The sequence below is a fragment of the Hoeflea sp. YIM 152468 genome, from assembly GCF_029210485.1.
Classification (GTDB): domain Bacteria; phylum Pseudomonadota; class Alphaproteobacteria; order Rhizobiales; family Rhizobiaceae; genus Hoeflea.
The window spans coordinates 171,168-186,399 of the sequence record NZ_JARGET010000013.1; the positions used below are offsets into that span (position 1 = coordinate 171,168).

13 protein-coding genes are annotated in these 15,232 nt (G+C 59.2%); 5 read left to right on the top strand and 8 right to left on the bottom strand.

Annotated features, from left to right (window positions below):
• Positions 1 to 11: 11 nt before the first annotated feature.
• From PZ897_RS08265 to PZ897_RS08280, 4 genes are all read right to left on the bottom strand, one after another.
• A complete protein-coding gene (locus tag PZ897_RS08265; protein WP_275751572.1) occupies positions 12 to 989 on the bottom strand; it encodes a carbon-nitrogen hydrolase family protein in 978 nt (325 codons plus the stop codon).
• 67 nt (positions 990 to 1,056) lie between these two features.
• A complete protein-coding gene (locus PZ897_RS08270) occupies positions 1,057 to 1,488 on the bottom strand; it encodes a universal stress protein (protein WP_275751574.1) in 432 nt (143 codons plus the stop codon).
• Between the two features lie 21 nt (positions 1,489 to 1,509).
• Positions 1,510 to 4,263 (bottom strand): TRAP transporter permease, encoded by a 2,754-nt coding sequence (locus tag PZ897_RS08275; RefSeq protein WP_275751575.1) that lies wholly within the window; start codon positions 4,261 to 4,263, stop codon positions 1,510 to 1,512.
• A gap of 133 nt (positions 4,264 to 4,396) precedes the next feature.
• A complete protein-coding gene (locus PZ897_RS08280) occupies positions 4,397 to 5,356 on the bottom strand; it encodes a TAXI family TRAP transporter solute-binding subunit (protein ID WP_275751576.1) in 960 nt (319 codons plus the stop codon).
• A 270-nt stretch (positions 5,357 to 5,626) separates the two neighbouring features.
• On the opposite strand from PZ897_RS08280, the gene PZ897_RS08285 reads away from it, so the two are divergent.
• On the top strand, positions 5,627 to 6,223 hold the full coding sequence (locus PZ897_RS08285; protein WP_275751578.1) for a cupin domain-containing protein: 597 nt from the start codon (positions 5,627 to 5,629) through the stop codon (positions 6,221 to 6,223).
• A gap of 35 nt (positions 6,224 to 6,258) precedes the next feature.
• Positions 6,259 to 7,053, top strand: coding sequence for a 3-keto-5-aminohexanoate cleavage protein (locus PZ897_RS08290; RefSeq protein WP_275751579.1), 795 nt, complete (start codon positions 6,259 to 6,261; stop codon positions 7,051 to 7,053).
• 11 nt (positions 7,054 to 7,064) lie between these two features.
• On the opposite strand, the gene PZ897_RS08295 is transcribed toward PZ897_RS08290, so the two are convergent.
• The 4 genes from PZ897_RS08295 to PZ897_RS08310 form a co-directional block, all read right to left on the bottom strand.
• Entirely contained in the window at positions 7,065 to 7,832 is a 768-nt protein-coding gene (locus tag PZ897_RS08295) for an SDR family oxidoreductase (RefSeq protein WP_275751581.1), read from the bottom strand.
• A gap of 113 nt (positions 7,833 to 7,945) precedes the next feature.
• The gene (locus PZ897_RS08300; protein ID WP_275751583.1) at positions 7,946 to 8,287 is read right to left on the bottom strand and encodes a DUF1294 domain-containing protein; all 342 of its coding nucleotides are present in this window, start codon (positions 8,285 to 8,287) and stop codon (positions 7,946 to 7,948) included.
• Entirely contained in the window at positions 8,274 to 10,568 is a 2,295-nt protein-coding gene (locus PZ897_RS08305) for an arginine/lysine/ornithine decarboxylase (protein WP_275751585.1), read from the bottom strand. The genes PZ897_RS08300 and PZ897_RS08305 overlap by 14 nt, the downstream gene beginning before the upstream one ends.
• A 494-nt stretch (positions 10,569 to 11,062) precedes the next feature.
• Entirely contained in the window at positions 11,063 to 11,743 is a 681-nt protein-coding gene (locus tag PZ897_RS08310) for an FCD domain-containing protein (RefSeq protein WP_275751586.1), read from the bottom strand.
• A 144-nt stretch (positions 11,744 to 11,887) separates the two neighbouring features.
• On the opposite strand from PZ897_RS08310, the gene PZ897_RS08315 reads away from it, so the two are divergent.
• The 3 genes from PZ897_RS08315 to PZ897_RS08325 all read left to right on the top strand — a co-directional run bounded on the left by PZ897_RS08315 (position 11,888) and on the right by PZ897_RS08325 (position 15,013).
• On the top strand, positions 11,888 to 12,886 hold the full coding sequence (locus tag PZ897_RS08315) for an ABC transporter substrate-binding protein (protein ID WP_275751587.1): 999 nt from the start codon (positions 11,888 to 11,890) through the stop codon (positions 12,884 to 12,886).
• Positions 12,887 to 12,897: 11 nt separating this feature from the next.
• Entirely contained in the window at positions 12,898 to 13,929 is a 1,032-nt protein-coding gene (locus tag PZ897_RS08320; protein WP_275751589.1) for a kelch repeat-containing protein, read from the top strand.
• A gap of 124 nt (positions 13,930 to 14,053) precedes the next feature.
• Entirely contained in the window at positions 14,054 to 15,013 is a 960-nt protein-coding gene (locus PZ897_RS08325; protein WP_275751590.1) for a hypothetical protein, read from the top strand.
• The last annotated feature ends 219 nt before the right edge of the window (positions 15,014 to 15,232 follow it).

Consider the following 15,232-nt stretch of genomic DNA (forward strand, 5'->3'; position numbering starts at 1 on the left):
GTCGTCTGGTCTTATTCCGTTCCCGACTTGTCTGCGCCAAGCGGTAGTCCCGTCCCTGGAACGGCTTCCGATTCGGGCGATGGAGAAAGCGGATCGCTTGCCGGCACAACCGGTTGCGGCAGCCCGGCCTTCGATCCCTGACCGGGCGTTTCGAGTTTGCCCAGGCTGTGCAGATAGGCGTCGACGCCGCTGGCCCGGTCGTAGACGGGAAAGTCGACGGCGCGGTCGCGGAAGCTTTTGAGCACCTGGCCCAGTCCCATGAACCCGGTTTCCCGCTGGCGCCGCACCTGGTCGAAATCAATTTCGACGGGGAACATATCCTCCCCTGCCATCGACCGGTGCAGGATTGTTGCCGAGGGCGAAACCACGCAGGACTGGCCAATGCCGCCGGCGCCCAGGCCGTTGATGTCAAAGATGTAACATTGGAATTGCGCCGCGGTGGCTTGCGCAATCGCAATCTCGGTCGACCGGTCAATGGTACCGGTCAGCACCGGATGAATGAGGACTTCGACCCCCATGCTGGTCAAGTGGCGCGTCGTCTCCGGAAACCAGATATCGTAGCAGATCGAGAGGCCAAACCGGCCGACACCGGGCACATCGAAGATACAGAATTCGGACCCTCCCGCAATTCCCACCTCATAGGGAAGAAAAGGGAACATCTTCCGGTAGTGCGAAACGATGGCGCCGTCCGGGCTGATCACCGTGGCGGTGTTGTAGATCAATCCATCGTCCGCCTGTTCGAACATCGACCCCGGAATCACCCAGACATTGTAGCGCCGCGCCGCCGCCTGAAACCGCTCGATGGTGTCATTGAGCAGCGGTTGCGCAAATCGCGACAACGGCCCGAACGCCGCCAGTTCGCTGAACACCACCATCTGGGTCCAGGGAAACCTCGCCATCACCACATCGAGCTTGTGCAACATGGCGTCGACATTTGGCTCAACGGCATTGACATACATCTGGATGCCGGCGATTGCGAAAGGTGTCATGTCGGCGAACTCCGTGGATCAGGATAAAGGGCCGGTTTCGCCCAGAGCGAATGGCGCGGCTGCGCACCTAGCCGCGAACGACCAGAACCGAGACCGGCGAACGCCGCACGACACGGTCGGCCTGCGAGCCCACCAGAAATTCCCGGACCCGGTCCGGTGAATGACTGGCCATCACAACAAGATCCGCGCCGAACCTGCCGATGGCTTTGAGGATTTCATCATGCACAACCCCGAGGACGACGTGGACCCGGTAGTCGGCGGAGGAGCCGATTTCCGTTTCGGCGATCTTTGCAACCAGGGTCTTGGCGTCTTTGACCGCGTCCGTTTCAAAGCCTTTTGGCAGAAAGCCCGCGACCAGCGCCGACGGAACTTCCGGAACCACCGCGAGCACGTGCACCACGCCCCCGCTGGCTTTGGCCAGTTCCACGGCCTTCGGCAACGCCAGTTCCCACGACGGCTTGTGAGCCGGGTCGATGGTGACAAGAATTTTCTTGAACATGGTGATTTCTCCTGGTTCGGATCACGCAGCAATCAGGGAAGCGGAAACCGGGGATCGCCGCCGCTGCACCATCACGACCATGGCCAGAGCCAATAGCGCCGGAATGAACATCCAGTACTTGCTTGGAACCTCCACAGGTTTGAGCACACGCAACACCTGCTGATCCCAGTCCAGGCCTGCGTCAGATGCAGCCGATCCAAATGCCACGTCGTCAATCATCATCTTGTCGCCGTCCTGGCGGAAGGTGAGGCCGGCATTGGCGAGCTTTTCTTCTCCTGTTGCCCCGTCTGCTATCGGCAGCAGAGCCACAAACGCGATCGGATCGCCAAGATCATTGACGCCGGCGACCTTTATTCGCAACGACTCGCCGCTTGCCGTGTCTGCCGCAGCTTCGATGATTTCAGCAGGATCCTTTTCCAGATACGGCGGGAAGATCATGTCCATGAAGAACCCGGGCCGGAACAGGGTGAAGGCAATCAGCAGCAGAATCGCCGATTCATACATGCGGTTGCGGACAAGGAACCATCCTTGCGTGGCCGCCGCGAACAACAGCATCGCCACCGTCGCCACACAGAAGACAAACAGGCCTTGCAGCCAGGTGACATTGATCAGCAGCAATTCTGTGTTGAAGATGAACAGAAACGGCAAGGCAGCGGTACGCAGGCTGTAGAAAAATGCGACCACCCCGGTTCTGATCGGATCCCCACCCGACACCGCCGCGGCTGCAAAACTTGCCAGGCCAACCGGAGGTGTGACGTCAGCCATGATGCCGAAGTAGAACACGAACAGGTGCACCGCGATCAGTGGCACCAGCAGACCGTTCTGCTGTCCCAGCGTGACAATCACCGGCGCCAGCAATGCCGAGACCACGATGTAGTTCGCCGTTGTCGGCAGGCCCATCCCCAGAATCAGCGAGAGAATGGCGGTGAGGAACAGGATCGCCATGATATTGCCGCCCGAGAGAACCTCGACCACATCGGCAAGCGAGGATCCGACACCGGTCTGGCTCACAGTTCCGACAATGATGCCGGCGGTGGCGGTGGCAATGCCGATGCCGATCATGTTGCGCGCCCCGACCACCAGTCCGTCGATCAGGTCATTCCAGCCCTGGCGCACGGCCGTTGCGATTTGGCTGTTTCCGCGGAAGAACGCCATCAAAGGCCGTTGGGTCAGCAGAATGAAGACCATATAGGAGGTCGCCCAGAAGGCCGACAGGCCCGGAGACAGGCGGTCGACCATCAGCGCCCAGACCAGCACCACGACCGGCAGAATGTAATGCAGGCCCGAGCGGACCGTGGGCCCGGGCAAGGGCAGCCGCGTGACCGCTTCATTCGGATCATCCAGCTCGAGCGGCGGCTCTTTCGATGCCACCCGCACCAAGGCGACATAGGCGGCCGAGATCAGCACGAAAACGATGTAGGGTGCGGCGACCGGGAATGCCGGGCGCAGCCAGCCCATGCCGTAATAGACGGCGAACGAAACGGCACAGATCGCGGCGATGGTGAAGGCAATGCCGATCAGGCGCTGAACAATGGGCTTGGGGGTGTAGGCGCGGGGCAACCCCTCCATCCCGGCCTTCATCGCCTCGAGATGCACAATGTAGACCAGCGCGATGTAGGAAATCACCGCGGGAAGGAACGCATGCTTGACCACATCGAAATAGGGAATGCCGACATACTCAACCATCAGGAAGGCCGCAGCGCCCATCACCGGCGGCATGATCTGACCATTGACGGAAGATGCGACCTCGACCGCTCCCGCCTTCTCGGCCGAAAAGCCGACCTTTTTCATCAGCGGAATGGTGAATGTGCCGGTGGTCACCACATTGGCAATGGAAGAGCCCGAGATCAGGCCGGTCATCGCCGATGAAACCACGGCGGCCTTTGCAGGCCCGCCCCTCATGTGCCCCATCAGGCTGAACGCCACTTGAATGAAGTAATTGCCGGCGCCGGCGCGATCAAGCAACGAGCCGAACAGCACGAACAGAAACACGAAGGACGTGGAAACGCCCAGCGCGATGCCGAACACACCTTCGGTGGTGATCCACTGGTGGTTGACGATTTCCGACAGATTGTTGCCCTTGTGGGCAATGATATCGGGCATATACGGTCCGAGCACCGTGTAAGCCAGGAACACCGATGCGACGATCATCAGGGCGGCACCCAGCGAGCGGCGGGTTGCCTCCAGCAGCAGCAGGATGCCGATCACCGCGACCACGAAATCCTGGATGATCGGTGCGCCGACGCGGCTCGAGATGTCACGATAGAAGAAATAGAGATAAAGCGCCGCCATGGCGCCGGCGACAGCCATGGCCCATTCCCAGGAAGGAATCCGGTCACGGTAAGACCCGAGATACACCGCGCCCGAAACGGCAATCGCCACCAGCGGAATCCACCACACCGGGGTGCCATCCTTCGACGAGATCATGAACAGCGCTGCAAGCACCAGCGGAACCGCCATTCCGAGTCCGAGTTGAAACCTTGTCCGGTCCGCCGGAAACGCCGCGAAAGCGAGGAAGATGGCAAACGCCAGATGAATGGAGCGCGCTTCGGTGTCATTGAAGACGCCAAAGCCGATCACGAACGGAAGCGGGGACGCAAACCAGAGCTGAAACAGCGACCAGAACAGCGCGACAAGCATGATGAATTTGCCGACAGCACCGGTTGTGCCGCGCGCACCGGTGTCAGACGAGGCGACCAGCGCGTCCAGTTCCGCTTGCGACAGCCCGTGCTCTGCGGTGGCATCGGTTGAGTGAGTACTTTTTGTGCCTGCCATGAATTCCCCTCCGCCGCCCGATTCCGGGTCGACTACCTCTGCGCTGCGGAACATCTAGTTTCTGGCAAGGGCGCGGGGTCACAGGCGCCCTTGCCAATTCAGACGGCCAACCCTTTCAGGTCAGCAGGGCCGGTTACATCCAGCCGCGTTCCGTGTAGTATTTCACAGCACCGGAATGCAGCGGTGCAGACAGTCCACCCGTAATCATGTCCTCTTCCTTGAGGTTGGCAAAGGCCGGATGCAGGCCCTTGAAGCGGTCGAAATTGTCGAACACTGCCTTGACCACCTGGTAGACCACGTCATCACCAACATCAGCGGAGGTGACAAAGGTGGCTTTCACCCCAAAGGTCTCGACGTCGTCCGGAGTGCCGGGATACATCCCGCCCGGAATTGTCGCCTTGGCATAAAACGCGTTGTCGGCGACCAGCTTGTCGATGGCTTCACCGGTAACCGGCACCAGCTTGGCTTCGACGGTCGAGGTGGCTTCCTGGATCGAGCCATTCGGATGGCCGACGGTGTAGATGATCGCATCGACCTTGTTATCGCCAAGTGCGGCGGCCTGCTCTGCCGGCTTCAGCTCCGAAGCCAGCGAGAAGTCGCCCATGGTCCAGCCCTTGGCACCGAGCACCACTTCCATGGTCGCAAGCTGTCCCGATCCCGGATTGCCGACATTGACCCGCTTGCCCTTGAGATCGTCGAAACTGGAAATTCCGGCATCGGCGCGCGCGATCACGGTGAACGGTTCGCCATGAACGGAAAACACCGCGCGAAGCTTCTCGACCTGATTGCCCTCGAATTTCGAGCTGCCATTATAGGCATGGAACTGCCAGTCGGACTGGGCGACGCCCATATCCATGTCGCCGGCCGCAATCGCATTGATGTTTGCGATCGAGCCACCGGTCGATGGCGCCGTGCATTTGAGATTGTGCTCGGCGGTGCCGCGATTGACCAGACGGCAGATCGACTGACCAACCACATAATAGACACCGGTCTGGCCACCGGTGCCGATGGTGATGAACTTGTCTTCGGCAACCGAAGGCGAAATCGCCATCGCCATGGCGCCCGCAACAATGAGATTTCTGACATGCTTCATGTTTCTTCTCCCTATCAAAGTCGTCGCATTTGCCGCCCGCAGCCTCTCGCAACACAGGCAGTATTCATCCTTTACGGCCTCAGAGCTACCTCAAATATATCCAGACACCCATGAAGAGGGGTCTGTACTTCCGCTCAAGACCTCAATGAACTTATCTTGCTGATTGATTTAATCGTAGAGGCGTTTAATATATTGCGCAACCCCGTTGAATATACCTTCATATTTTGAGGCGATGCGGCACAAGGCCAAGCTGGATAGACAGGAGAATACATGACAGCTTCACCTGAGCCGACCCTCAACATTGGTCAGCGACTGAAAGCCGTGCGCGTTTCGCAGCAAATGTCACAGCGAGAGCTTGCGCGCAAATCGGGCGTGACCAATGGCATGATCTCCCAAATCGAAGGCAACTCGACCAGTCCCAGCGTCTCGTCCCTGAAGCGCATTCTCGATGCGATCCCGATGAGCATGTCCGAGTTTTTCTCCGGTGAAAGCGCCGGCGCCAAACAGGTGTTCTTTCGGGCCAGCGAGCTGCGCGAGCTCAATCCAAATGCATTCATTGCCAGAAACAGCGGTGACGTCTCCAACCTGTCCTTGCGACAGGTCGGCAACGGCCGGGATTCGGCGATCCAGATGCTGTATGAACGCTACCCGCCCGGCAGCAGCACCGGCGCAGCCCTCTACAGCCACAATGGCGAGGAGGCGGGAATCGTGGTTGCAGGCAGCATTGAAGTGACTGTCGGCGACCAGACCGCCCTGCTCGGCCCTGGAGACGCCTATCTGTTTGCAAGCCGCACGCCGCATCGCTTCCACAACACCGGTGACGCAGAATGCGTGGTCATCAGCGCCTGCACGCCGCCATCGTTTTGATAGCTTCACCCCTTCATCTGCATTGGTCCGCCACCATGACGCCTGAAGCCACACCCGCTCTCGCACCGCTGCCCGCCATCATGGTCGCGCCGAATGGAGCCCGTCTGAGGAAAACCGATCATCCGGCGCTGCCGGAAACCATTGCTCAGATTGTCTCCACTGCGCGTGCCTGCGCCCACGCTGGCGCAGACGGAATTCATGCCCATGTCCGCGACAAGGACGGCAACCATACGCTGGATGAGGGGCTATACCGGGAACTGCTTGCGGAGCTGGCCCAGGTCGTTCCGGACATGGTTCATCAGATCACCACCGAAGCTGTTGGCCGGTATACGCCGATAGAGCAGCGGCGCCTGGTCCTTGCGCTCCGCCCCCGATCGGTTTCGGTATCACTGGCGGAAATGACATCGCAGGGATGGGACACCGAGGTCGAGCATTTCTACCGCTGGTGCGGCGAAAGCGGTGTCGCGGTTCAGCACATCCTCTATTCGCCCGACGACCTTGCCCATCTGCTGTCGCTGCGTGACCAGGGGCGGCTGCCGGCCGGACGGCTGCAAATGCTGTTCGTGCTTGGCCGGTACGGCCACGCGGTTCCGAGCCGGCCCGAAACCCTCCCGTCGTTTCTCAACCTGCTGCCGCAGCTGGCCGAACAGCCCGACTGGGCAATCTGCGCCTTCGGTCGCTCCGAATCGGCATGTCTGCGCGCTGCCGAACGGCTGGGCGGCAAAATCCGCATCGGCTTTGAGAACAACACCCTGCACGAGGACGGCACCCTTGCCCGCGACAATGCCGAACGGATTGAGCACTTCATCGCCAGCCGCGACACCACCTGACGGCGGCGAGGTTACAGCGAGGCGGTTATGCCGCCATCGACAAAAATGACCGTGCCATTGACGAAAGACGAAGCCTCCGAGGAGAGAAAAACGCAGGCCCCGACCAGTTCCTCGACCTTGCCCCAACGGCCCGCCGGCGTCCGCTTGGCAAGCCAGTCGCTGAACGCCGCATCCTTGACCAGCGCCGCATTGAGCGGCGTGTCGAAATAGCCCGGAGCCAGACCATTGCACTGCAGTCCGTGCCTGGCCCAATCGGTGGCCATTCCCTTGGTGAGGTTGGCAACCGCCCCCTTGGTGGCGGTGTAAGGGGCAATTCCGGGACGGGCGAGTGCGGTCTGGACCGAGCAGATATTGACGATCTTGCCGGCGCCGCGGCGGATCATGTGCCGCGCCACCGCCTGGCCGACATGAAACACGCTGGCGACATTGGTCTGCAGCAGGTTTTCAAACGCCTCTGCGGGAAACTCGTCGAGCGGCCCGCGGTGTTGCATGCCGGCATTGTTGACCAGAATGTCGATCGGTCCGATCTCTGTCTCAAAGCCATCCACCGCCGACCGCACCGCCGCATGATCAGTGACATCGAAGATCAGGCTGCGGACCGAGCCTCCCTCGTCACGCAACGCTGCCGCCGCCGCGTCCAGCTTGCCGGTCTCGCGGCCATTGAGCACGATCTCCGCCCCCGCCTGCATCAGTCCACGTGCCAGCGCCAGGCCGATGCCCTGGGATGATCCGGTCACGAGCGCCCTCTTGCCCTCGAGATTGAACAAATTCGTGGTCATCGATTGCCTCCCGTCACCCTCTGATTTCCAGCCTGCCACCGCAGTCAGAGCAAACCCGGCCCCTCCAGGCAACCCCGGCAGGAGGTAAAACCGCCGGGTCACGCCGGTGACGCCTATGTCAGGAAAAGGCTGGAGCGCCAATCCTGCCGGCCAAGCATCAGCAGCAACAGCGCAATGGCGACCAGAACCTGGATGCTGAAGATGGTGGTGAGATAGGTTGCGAAAGGCTGCTTTTTCGTCTTGTGCCGCAGCAGCCATCGGCCCAGCAGCATGGCCGGTGCCCCGCCGAGCGCCGCCACGCTCAACAGCCGCGCTTCCGGCACCCGTCGACGGCCACGAAAGGCGCAGCTCTTGTCCCAGCCCAACAGGCCGAAGCCGGCCAGATTGACCGCCACTCCATAGCCCAGCGCCACGAGAGAAATGGGGCTGCCGATGTCCAGCTTACGTCGCCACACAATCCGCGAAATAGGCCGCCACCCCATCGCTGCCAACCTCCTGCACCAGGCCATGGATATCGGTCTCAAAGCCGGGGCATTCGCGGGCGAACTCTCGGTTGAACTTCAGATATTCGACGATCTCGGAGTTGAAGACCTCGCCAGGGATCAGCAGCGGAATTCCCGGCGGGTAGGGTGTCACCAGGCTGGTGGTGATACGGCCCTCAAGCGCGTCGATCGGCACCCGCTGTGTGGTGCGGTGGGCAATATGGGCAAACGCATCGCTGGGCTTCATCGCCGGCGTATGATCGCTCAGATACATGTTGGTGGTCAGAATCGCGACATCATATTTGGCGTAGAGCGAGTGCACATGCTGACACAAATCGCGCAGGCCCATCATCTCGTAGCGCGGCTGTTTGGTGCAGAACTCCGGCATGACACGCCACATCGGCTGGTTCTGGTCGTAGTCGTCCTTGAACTGCTGCAACTCGGTCAGCAGCGAATTCCAGCGGCCCTTTGTGATGCCAATGGTGAACATGATGAAGAAGCTGTAGAGGCCGGTCTTCTCCACCACCACGCCGTGCTCGGCCAGATATTTGGTCACGATCGAAGCGGGAATGCCCGTCTCCTCGAACCGCCCATCGAGATTCAGACCGGGTGTGATCAACGTCGCCTTGATCGGGTCGAGCATGTTGAAGCCCGGCGCCATGTCGCCAAACCCGTGCCAGGAATCCTCGCCATCGGATGACTGCACGCCATCGGCATCCGTCCGCTTGAGCACCCAATCCGTCGTGTCGCCAATGCCTTCCTCCTCAAGCTCGACGGGCGGGCCCCAGACCTCGAACCACCAGTCATCCTCGCCGAACTCGTCGTCGACCTTGCGCATCGCCCGGCGGAAATCGAGCGCCTCGGCGAGGCTTTCCTCGACCAGCGCCGTGCCGCCAGGCGGTTCCATCATCGCGGCAGCCACATCGCAACTGGCGATGATGGAATATTGCGGGCTGGTCGAGGTGTGCATCAGATAGGCTTCGTTGAACAGATGGCGATCGAGCTTGGTGTCCTGGCTGTCCTGCACCAGCACATGGCTGGCCTGACTGATGCCGGCCAGCAGCTTGTGGATCGATTGCGTCGCATAGGTGACCGAATGCATCGGCCGCGCCCGCTTGCGGCCCATCGAATGGAAACTTCCGTAAAACGGATGAAAGGACGCGTGCGGCAGCCAGGCCTCGTCAAAGTGGAGGTTGGCGACATAGCCGTCGAGCAGATCCTTGATGGTCTCGGTGTTGTAGAGAACACCGTCATAGGTCGACTGCGTCAGCGTCATGATTCGCGGCCTGATTGTGTCGGCGTCAACGCCTTCAAGCAGCGGGTTGGCGCGGATCTTCTCCTGGATGGACCCGACCTCGAAGGCGCTCTGCGGGATGGGGCCAATGATGCCGTGGTGGTTGCGCGTCGGCTTCAGGAACACCGGAACAGATCCGGTCATGATGATCGAGTGCAGGATCGACTTGTGGCAATTGCGGTCCACCACCACCACGTCTCCGGGCGCCACGGTGTGGTGCCAGACCATCTTGTTCGATGTCGAGGTGCCGTTGGTGACGAAGAAGCAATGGTCGGCGTTGAAAATCCGCGCCGCGTTGCGCTCCGATGCACCGATGGCGCCGTTGTGGTCGAGCAGCTGGCCCAGCTCTTCGACCGAATTGCAGACATCGGCGCGCAGCATGTTTTCACCGTAGAACTGGTGGTACATCTGCCCGATCGGGCTTTTGAGAAACGCGACGCCGCCCGAGTGTCCGGGGCAGTGCCAGGAATAGGAGCCATCCTCGGCATAATTGAGCAACGCCTTGAAGAACGGTGGCTTGATGCCTTCGAGATAGCTCTTGGCTTCACGGATGATGTGCCGCGCAACGAATTCCGGCGTGTCCTCGAACATGTGAATGAAGCCGTGCAACTCGCGCAGAATGTCGTTGGGCAAATGGCGGCTGGTCTTGGTTTCCCCGTAGATGTAGATCGGCACGTCGGCATTTTTCCAGCGCACTTCCTCGATGAAATTGCGCAGGTTGAGCACCGCAGGGTCCAGGTCCGGCCCGGAGCTGAATTCCTCGTCATCAATCGACAGCACGAACGCACTGGCGCGCGATTGCTGCTGCGCGAATTGCGACAGGTCGCCGTAGCCTGTCACCCCCAACACCTCGAAGCCTTCGTTTTCGATGGCCTGGGCCATAGCCCGAATACCCAGGCCCGACGAGTTCTCGGAACGAAAATCTTCATCAATGATGACGATGGGAAAGCGAAACTTCATGGCAACTTCCTAGCGGGGAAACAAGAAACAGCAGGGCATGGCGCGACCGGCCAACGGACAGCGTGGCGCCGGGCGGACAGCGGAACGCAGGCAAGGGTGTAAAAACGTGTCTTCATGGCGGATATGAGGCTGCGTCTGATCATGGTCATCCGGTGGTTATCCCGCATCCATCCCCCTTGCAAACGCATCACCCCCGAATGTCGCTGATTTCCTAGCACTGATCTCGCACATCCGGGACGAGATCAGCCATCTATATGCTGCTTCCGGCTGCCCGAAGCACAAGCGGGCTGAAAAAGCTGCCGCAACCGGTCGGTTGCGCATAAGCCGCCGGCAGATGCGATCGAGCCAGACGGTTGGTGCAGCCGATGACTGAAGACGACCTTCAGACACCCTTGCAGGAAGTCTGGCCGTAGCGGCGAAAGCGGGAGCGCCGCTCCTGCTGATTGTACTCAAGCGATCGCGGGCACCGCAATTTTGAGATCCCGGTCGAACATCTACTCCTCCGCATCGCGAAGGATCAACCGCTTGCGCACTGACAACAGATGCGCGCGCATCGCATCCGCCGCTTCATCAGGCTTTTTCCTCAGGATCGCCTGACAAATCTCATTATGCTCGTCAACGGTGACGAAATTCGCTGAAGGTTTGGAATCCGAACGTTGCGTTTGCCATACGTATGAGCGCCTCACGGCGTTCAGAGTTTCAAACACCGTCATCAGCAATTTATTTCTGGTCGCAGTCGCGATCGCACTGTGGAACCGGTTGTCCCACGCTTCAAAAGCACGCCAATCCGTTGCCTCGGAGCAGCGCTTGTAACACCGTCGCAGTTCCTTGTGGTCGCTCGAAACAGCATTCTCGGCTGCTAGCCGAGCCAGTTCAGGCTCAATGATCAACCGGGCATCCGCTATCTCATCCGGTGTCGTAATTCCACTAAGGTAGCGGACCTCAGACAGGTTCAGGACCGACCGGGCTCCAATAAACGTCCCGCGCCCGACCTGTCTCCAGACCCGGCCCTCACTTTCCAGCACGCTCATCGCCGAGCGAAGACCAGCCCGGGTCAGTCCAAGCTCTATGCATAGCAAGCGCTCAGGCGGAATCCGTTCGTTCAGGGCCAGGTCCTGTGCGTCGATATAGGTTCGCAATCTTTCGACAGCTTCGGAGATACGGTATTTGCTCATAGGCTGACCAATGCCCTAATTGGTCACGGTTTGCACCTATTTTTTCAGCGTCATAGCATACAGAATTGTCTTTACTTAAAGGATCAGGCGTTCGGCGTCGGCACTGGTTGTTCGTGCACGCAGAAATTTATCAGGGAACCTCAAATGACCAAGCTTGCGCTCTCGCTGGCATGCACGCAAACCGACCGGGCCGCTCCGATCCTGGACGCGCGGGTTCGTATCAGCGGATGTGACGTGATCCCGCTTCCCGGGGTGACCCAGACCATTTTTCGCCAGGTGCTTGAGGACCAGGCCTTTGACATCGCCGAAATGTCAATGTCCAGCCACCTTATTCAGGTCGACCGGGGCGTTCGCGAGTACGTCGCGCTGCCGGTATTCCTGTCTCGAAGCTTTCGCCATTCAGCCATCTATATCAACACCAAAAGCGGAATCAAAAAGCCGGAAGATCTGCGCGGATGCCGGTTCGGAGTCCAACAATTCCAACAAACAGTCGGCCTGTGGGTGCGCGGTATACTTACTGATGAGTACGGAGTGCGCAGTCAGGATGTGACCTGGATGAATGGCGGATTGGAGGCCCCTGGCGGCGGAGAGCGGTTGAAGCTCGACCTGCCCGAAGAAATCAGCCTCAGCCCGATACCGGCGACGGAGACGCTCAACGGCATGCTGACCGATGGTCGTCTTGATGCGCTGATAGCGACAAAGCCGCCCTCGTCCTTCACAAATGGAGACAGCCGGGTTGCGCGACTTTTCCCCGATTATCCAAGCGCGGAAAAGGATTATTTTCGCAAGACCGGCGCATTCCCGATAATGCATTGTGTTGTTGTTCGGCAAAGCCTGGTCGACCAGCACCCATGGCTACCTGCAGAGATATTCAACGCCTTTGTCAGAGCGAAGGCCTTGGCTCTCGACGATATGAAACAGGTAAATATTCTTCGCCTGACGCTTCCCTGGATAGCCGAAACTGCAGCCGAAGTGCAGAGCCTGATGGGCGGAAATATTTGGAATTACGGCTTTAAAGAGAGCCGACATGAAATCGAGCACATGCTGAGATACGCCCATGGCGACGGTTTGACTGGCCGCCATCTGACGCCGGAAGAGGTCTTTGATCCCAGCACGTTCTCCCTGCTCGACAAGGTGCAATAAAGGAGATCTCAATGCCTGATACAATTAACCATTCGCAGGTCGATCCGCTGTTTTCCGGATTGTTTGATCCAACGATTACAAGCATCCCGCAAGGCGTTTCCCAGCCCAAGCTCGATCCCATTCCAAATGCCCGCAACATGGGGGTCTGGAAAGAAGAAGCCCGAATGCCGATAGCAACCGCCGAAATGGGGGTTATTGCATGCGACGGGAAGGTTCATGTCATCGGCGGCTACGCCCGCGGTAAGGTTAACAGCGATTACCATCAGGTGTTCGATCCGGCGACCGGCGAATGGACACTGAAAGCACCCATACCCTATGCCTGCAACCATCTGAGCATGGCTGTTATCGGCAAGCGGATATACAGCTTCGGCGGCTTTATCGAGCAGAACCGTTGCCCGCATTCCAACTGCTTTGTCTATGATGCCGACGCGGACGAATGGGAACGCATTCCGAACCTGCTGCGACCGCGCGGTGCCATCTCGGCGGTGGAACTGAATGGACAGATACACTTGCTCGGCGGCCGCAACGTCAGGTCAGTCGATTGGCATGAGATCTACGATCCGGAAACCAAGACCTATCAGCTGCTCAATGATATGCGTGGATCGACTCCGACGCAGCCGTTCGCCGGACAACGCTGCCACATGGGAGCGGTGGTGGTGAACGGGAAGATTCACTGCATCGGCGGACGCAAGGATTCCTACGATTTCAACACCGGTCTGCATTCAGTCTTTGATCCCGAAAGCCTGACGTGGTCGTTCCGAACCGAAATGCCAACCATTCGCAGTGGGCACTGTGTGGCCTATGTGAACGGCAAGATACTGGCGTTCGGTGGAGAGGCGCGTGGCCTGGTGTTTGAAGCCAATGAGGCCTACGATCCTGAAACCGACAGGTGGGAGACAGTCGCTCCCATGCCGGTTCCACGGCATGGCCTGCATGGCGCGACGGCAGCGGTTCTAGGCAAGACCGTCTATGTGCCCGGCGGTGCGCCGATCACCGGCGGAAGCGTCCAGGGCGCCTACCACGACTCCTTTACATTCGGATAGCAAATCTAACGCCAAACAGAATCTGCCGTGGCCGAGGAACGTGCCGGCAGGAACGTGTGGCGCCTCCATCCGGACCGGAAACCTCATTCCGGTCCGGTAGGGCGAAATGGGAAAGGTACGGCCAATGGAAGACTCCAAACTCAACATTTGTCTGCGCTTGCAGGGTAATGTCGCTCCACTTCTCAATGGCACAGTGAAAGTGAATGGATTTGACCTCACTATCCATGATGAGGCGGCAATGAAGGGCGCTTTCCGGAGCATGGTCCGGGAAAACAAATTCGAGATCAGTGAGTTGGCGCTGACGACCTATGTCGTTGCGCGGGAATACGGTGCGCAATTCACGGCGCTGCCAATTTTTCTCGTTCGCGAGTTTCACCACGGCGCGATCCTGTTCAACAGGAACGCCGGCATCACCGACCCCCAACAACTTGAAGGCCGGGACGTAGGGGTGGATCGTGGATATACCGTCACAACAGGTGTGTGGGCACGCGAAATTCTCGCCAAAGAACATGGACTGAACCCCAGCCGGGTCAACTGGGTGTTATCCAGCGATGAGCATGTTGCAGATTATCGTCTGCCCGAAAATGTTCGGCACATCAAGGAAGGGCGCAGCCTGAGAGAGGATCTTCAGACAGGTGTGCTGCCCGCCACGGTCGGATTCTTTCCGCAGGACATTCCCGAGCAGTATACCGATATAGTTCCATTGCACTCCAATGGTATGGAGGCTGGTCTCCGGGCATACGATCAGCGCGGACACTATCCGATCAACCATCTGATCGTTGTGCGCAACGATGTGTTGGCGCGTCATCCGGAATTGCCTGTTGCGCTGTTTGAAGCGTTCACAGAATCCAAGAAAATCTATGTTGATCAGTTGCGCGCGGGAGAAATCGAGGCCCCCACTGATATTGATCGAATGCATGATCGGATACTCGACCGTGGTGACGATCCCCTGCCCTATGGCATAGAACCGAACCGCGCGCTGCTGGAGGGATATCTGGAGCAGTGTCAGTCGCAGGGTGTCCTGAGCCGCCCGGTGACGTTGGAGTCTCTCTTCGAACCGACGACGCGGAGATTGCTCGGCTAATTCACATGGTTATGGTCATCAAAGAGAACCTCCGATCCTGGCGGTTGTCTCTCGTTACCCACAGACATGGCGAGATATACGAAGAATTTGCCTGGCAAGCAGTACCCGAAGTCTGGCAACCCGAAGGAGGCATCTCATTACCTTGGCCGATGGCAACTGACCTGAGCCCCTTAACTTCCTCCAAAATTTGGTAGAGTCCGTCACGACAAGGAGACGGAC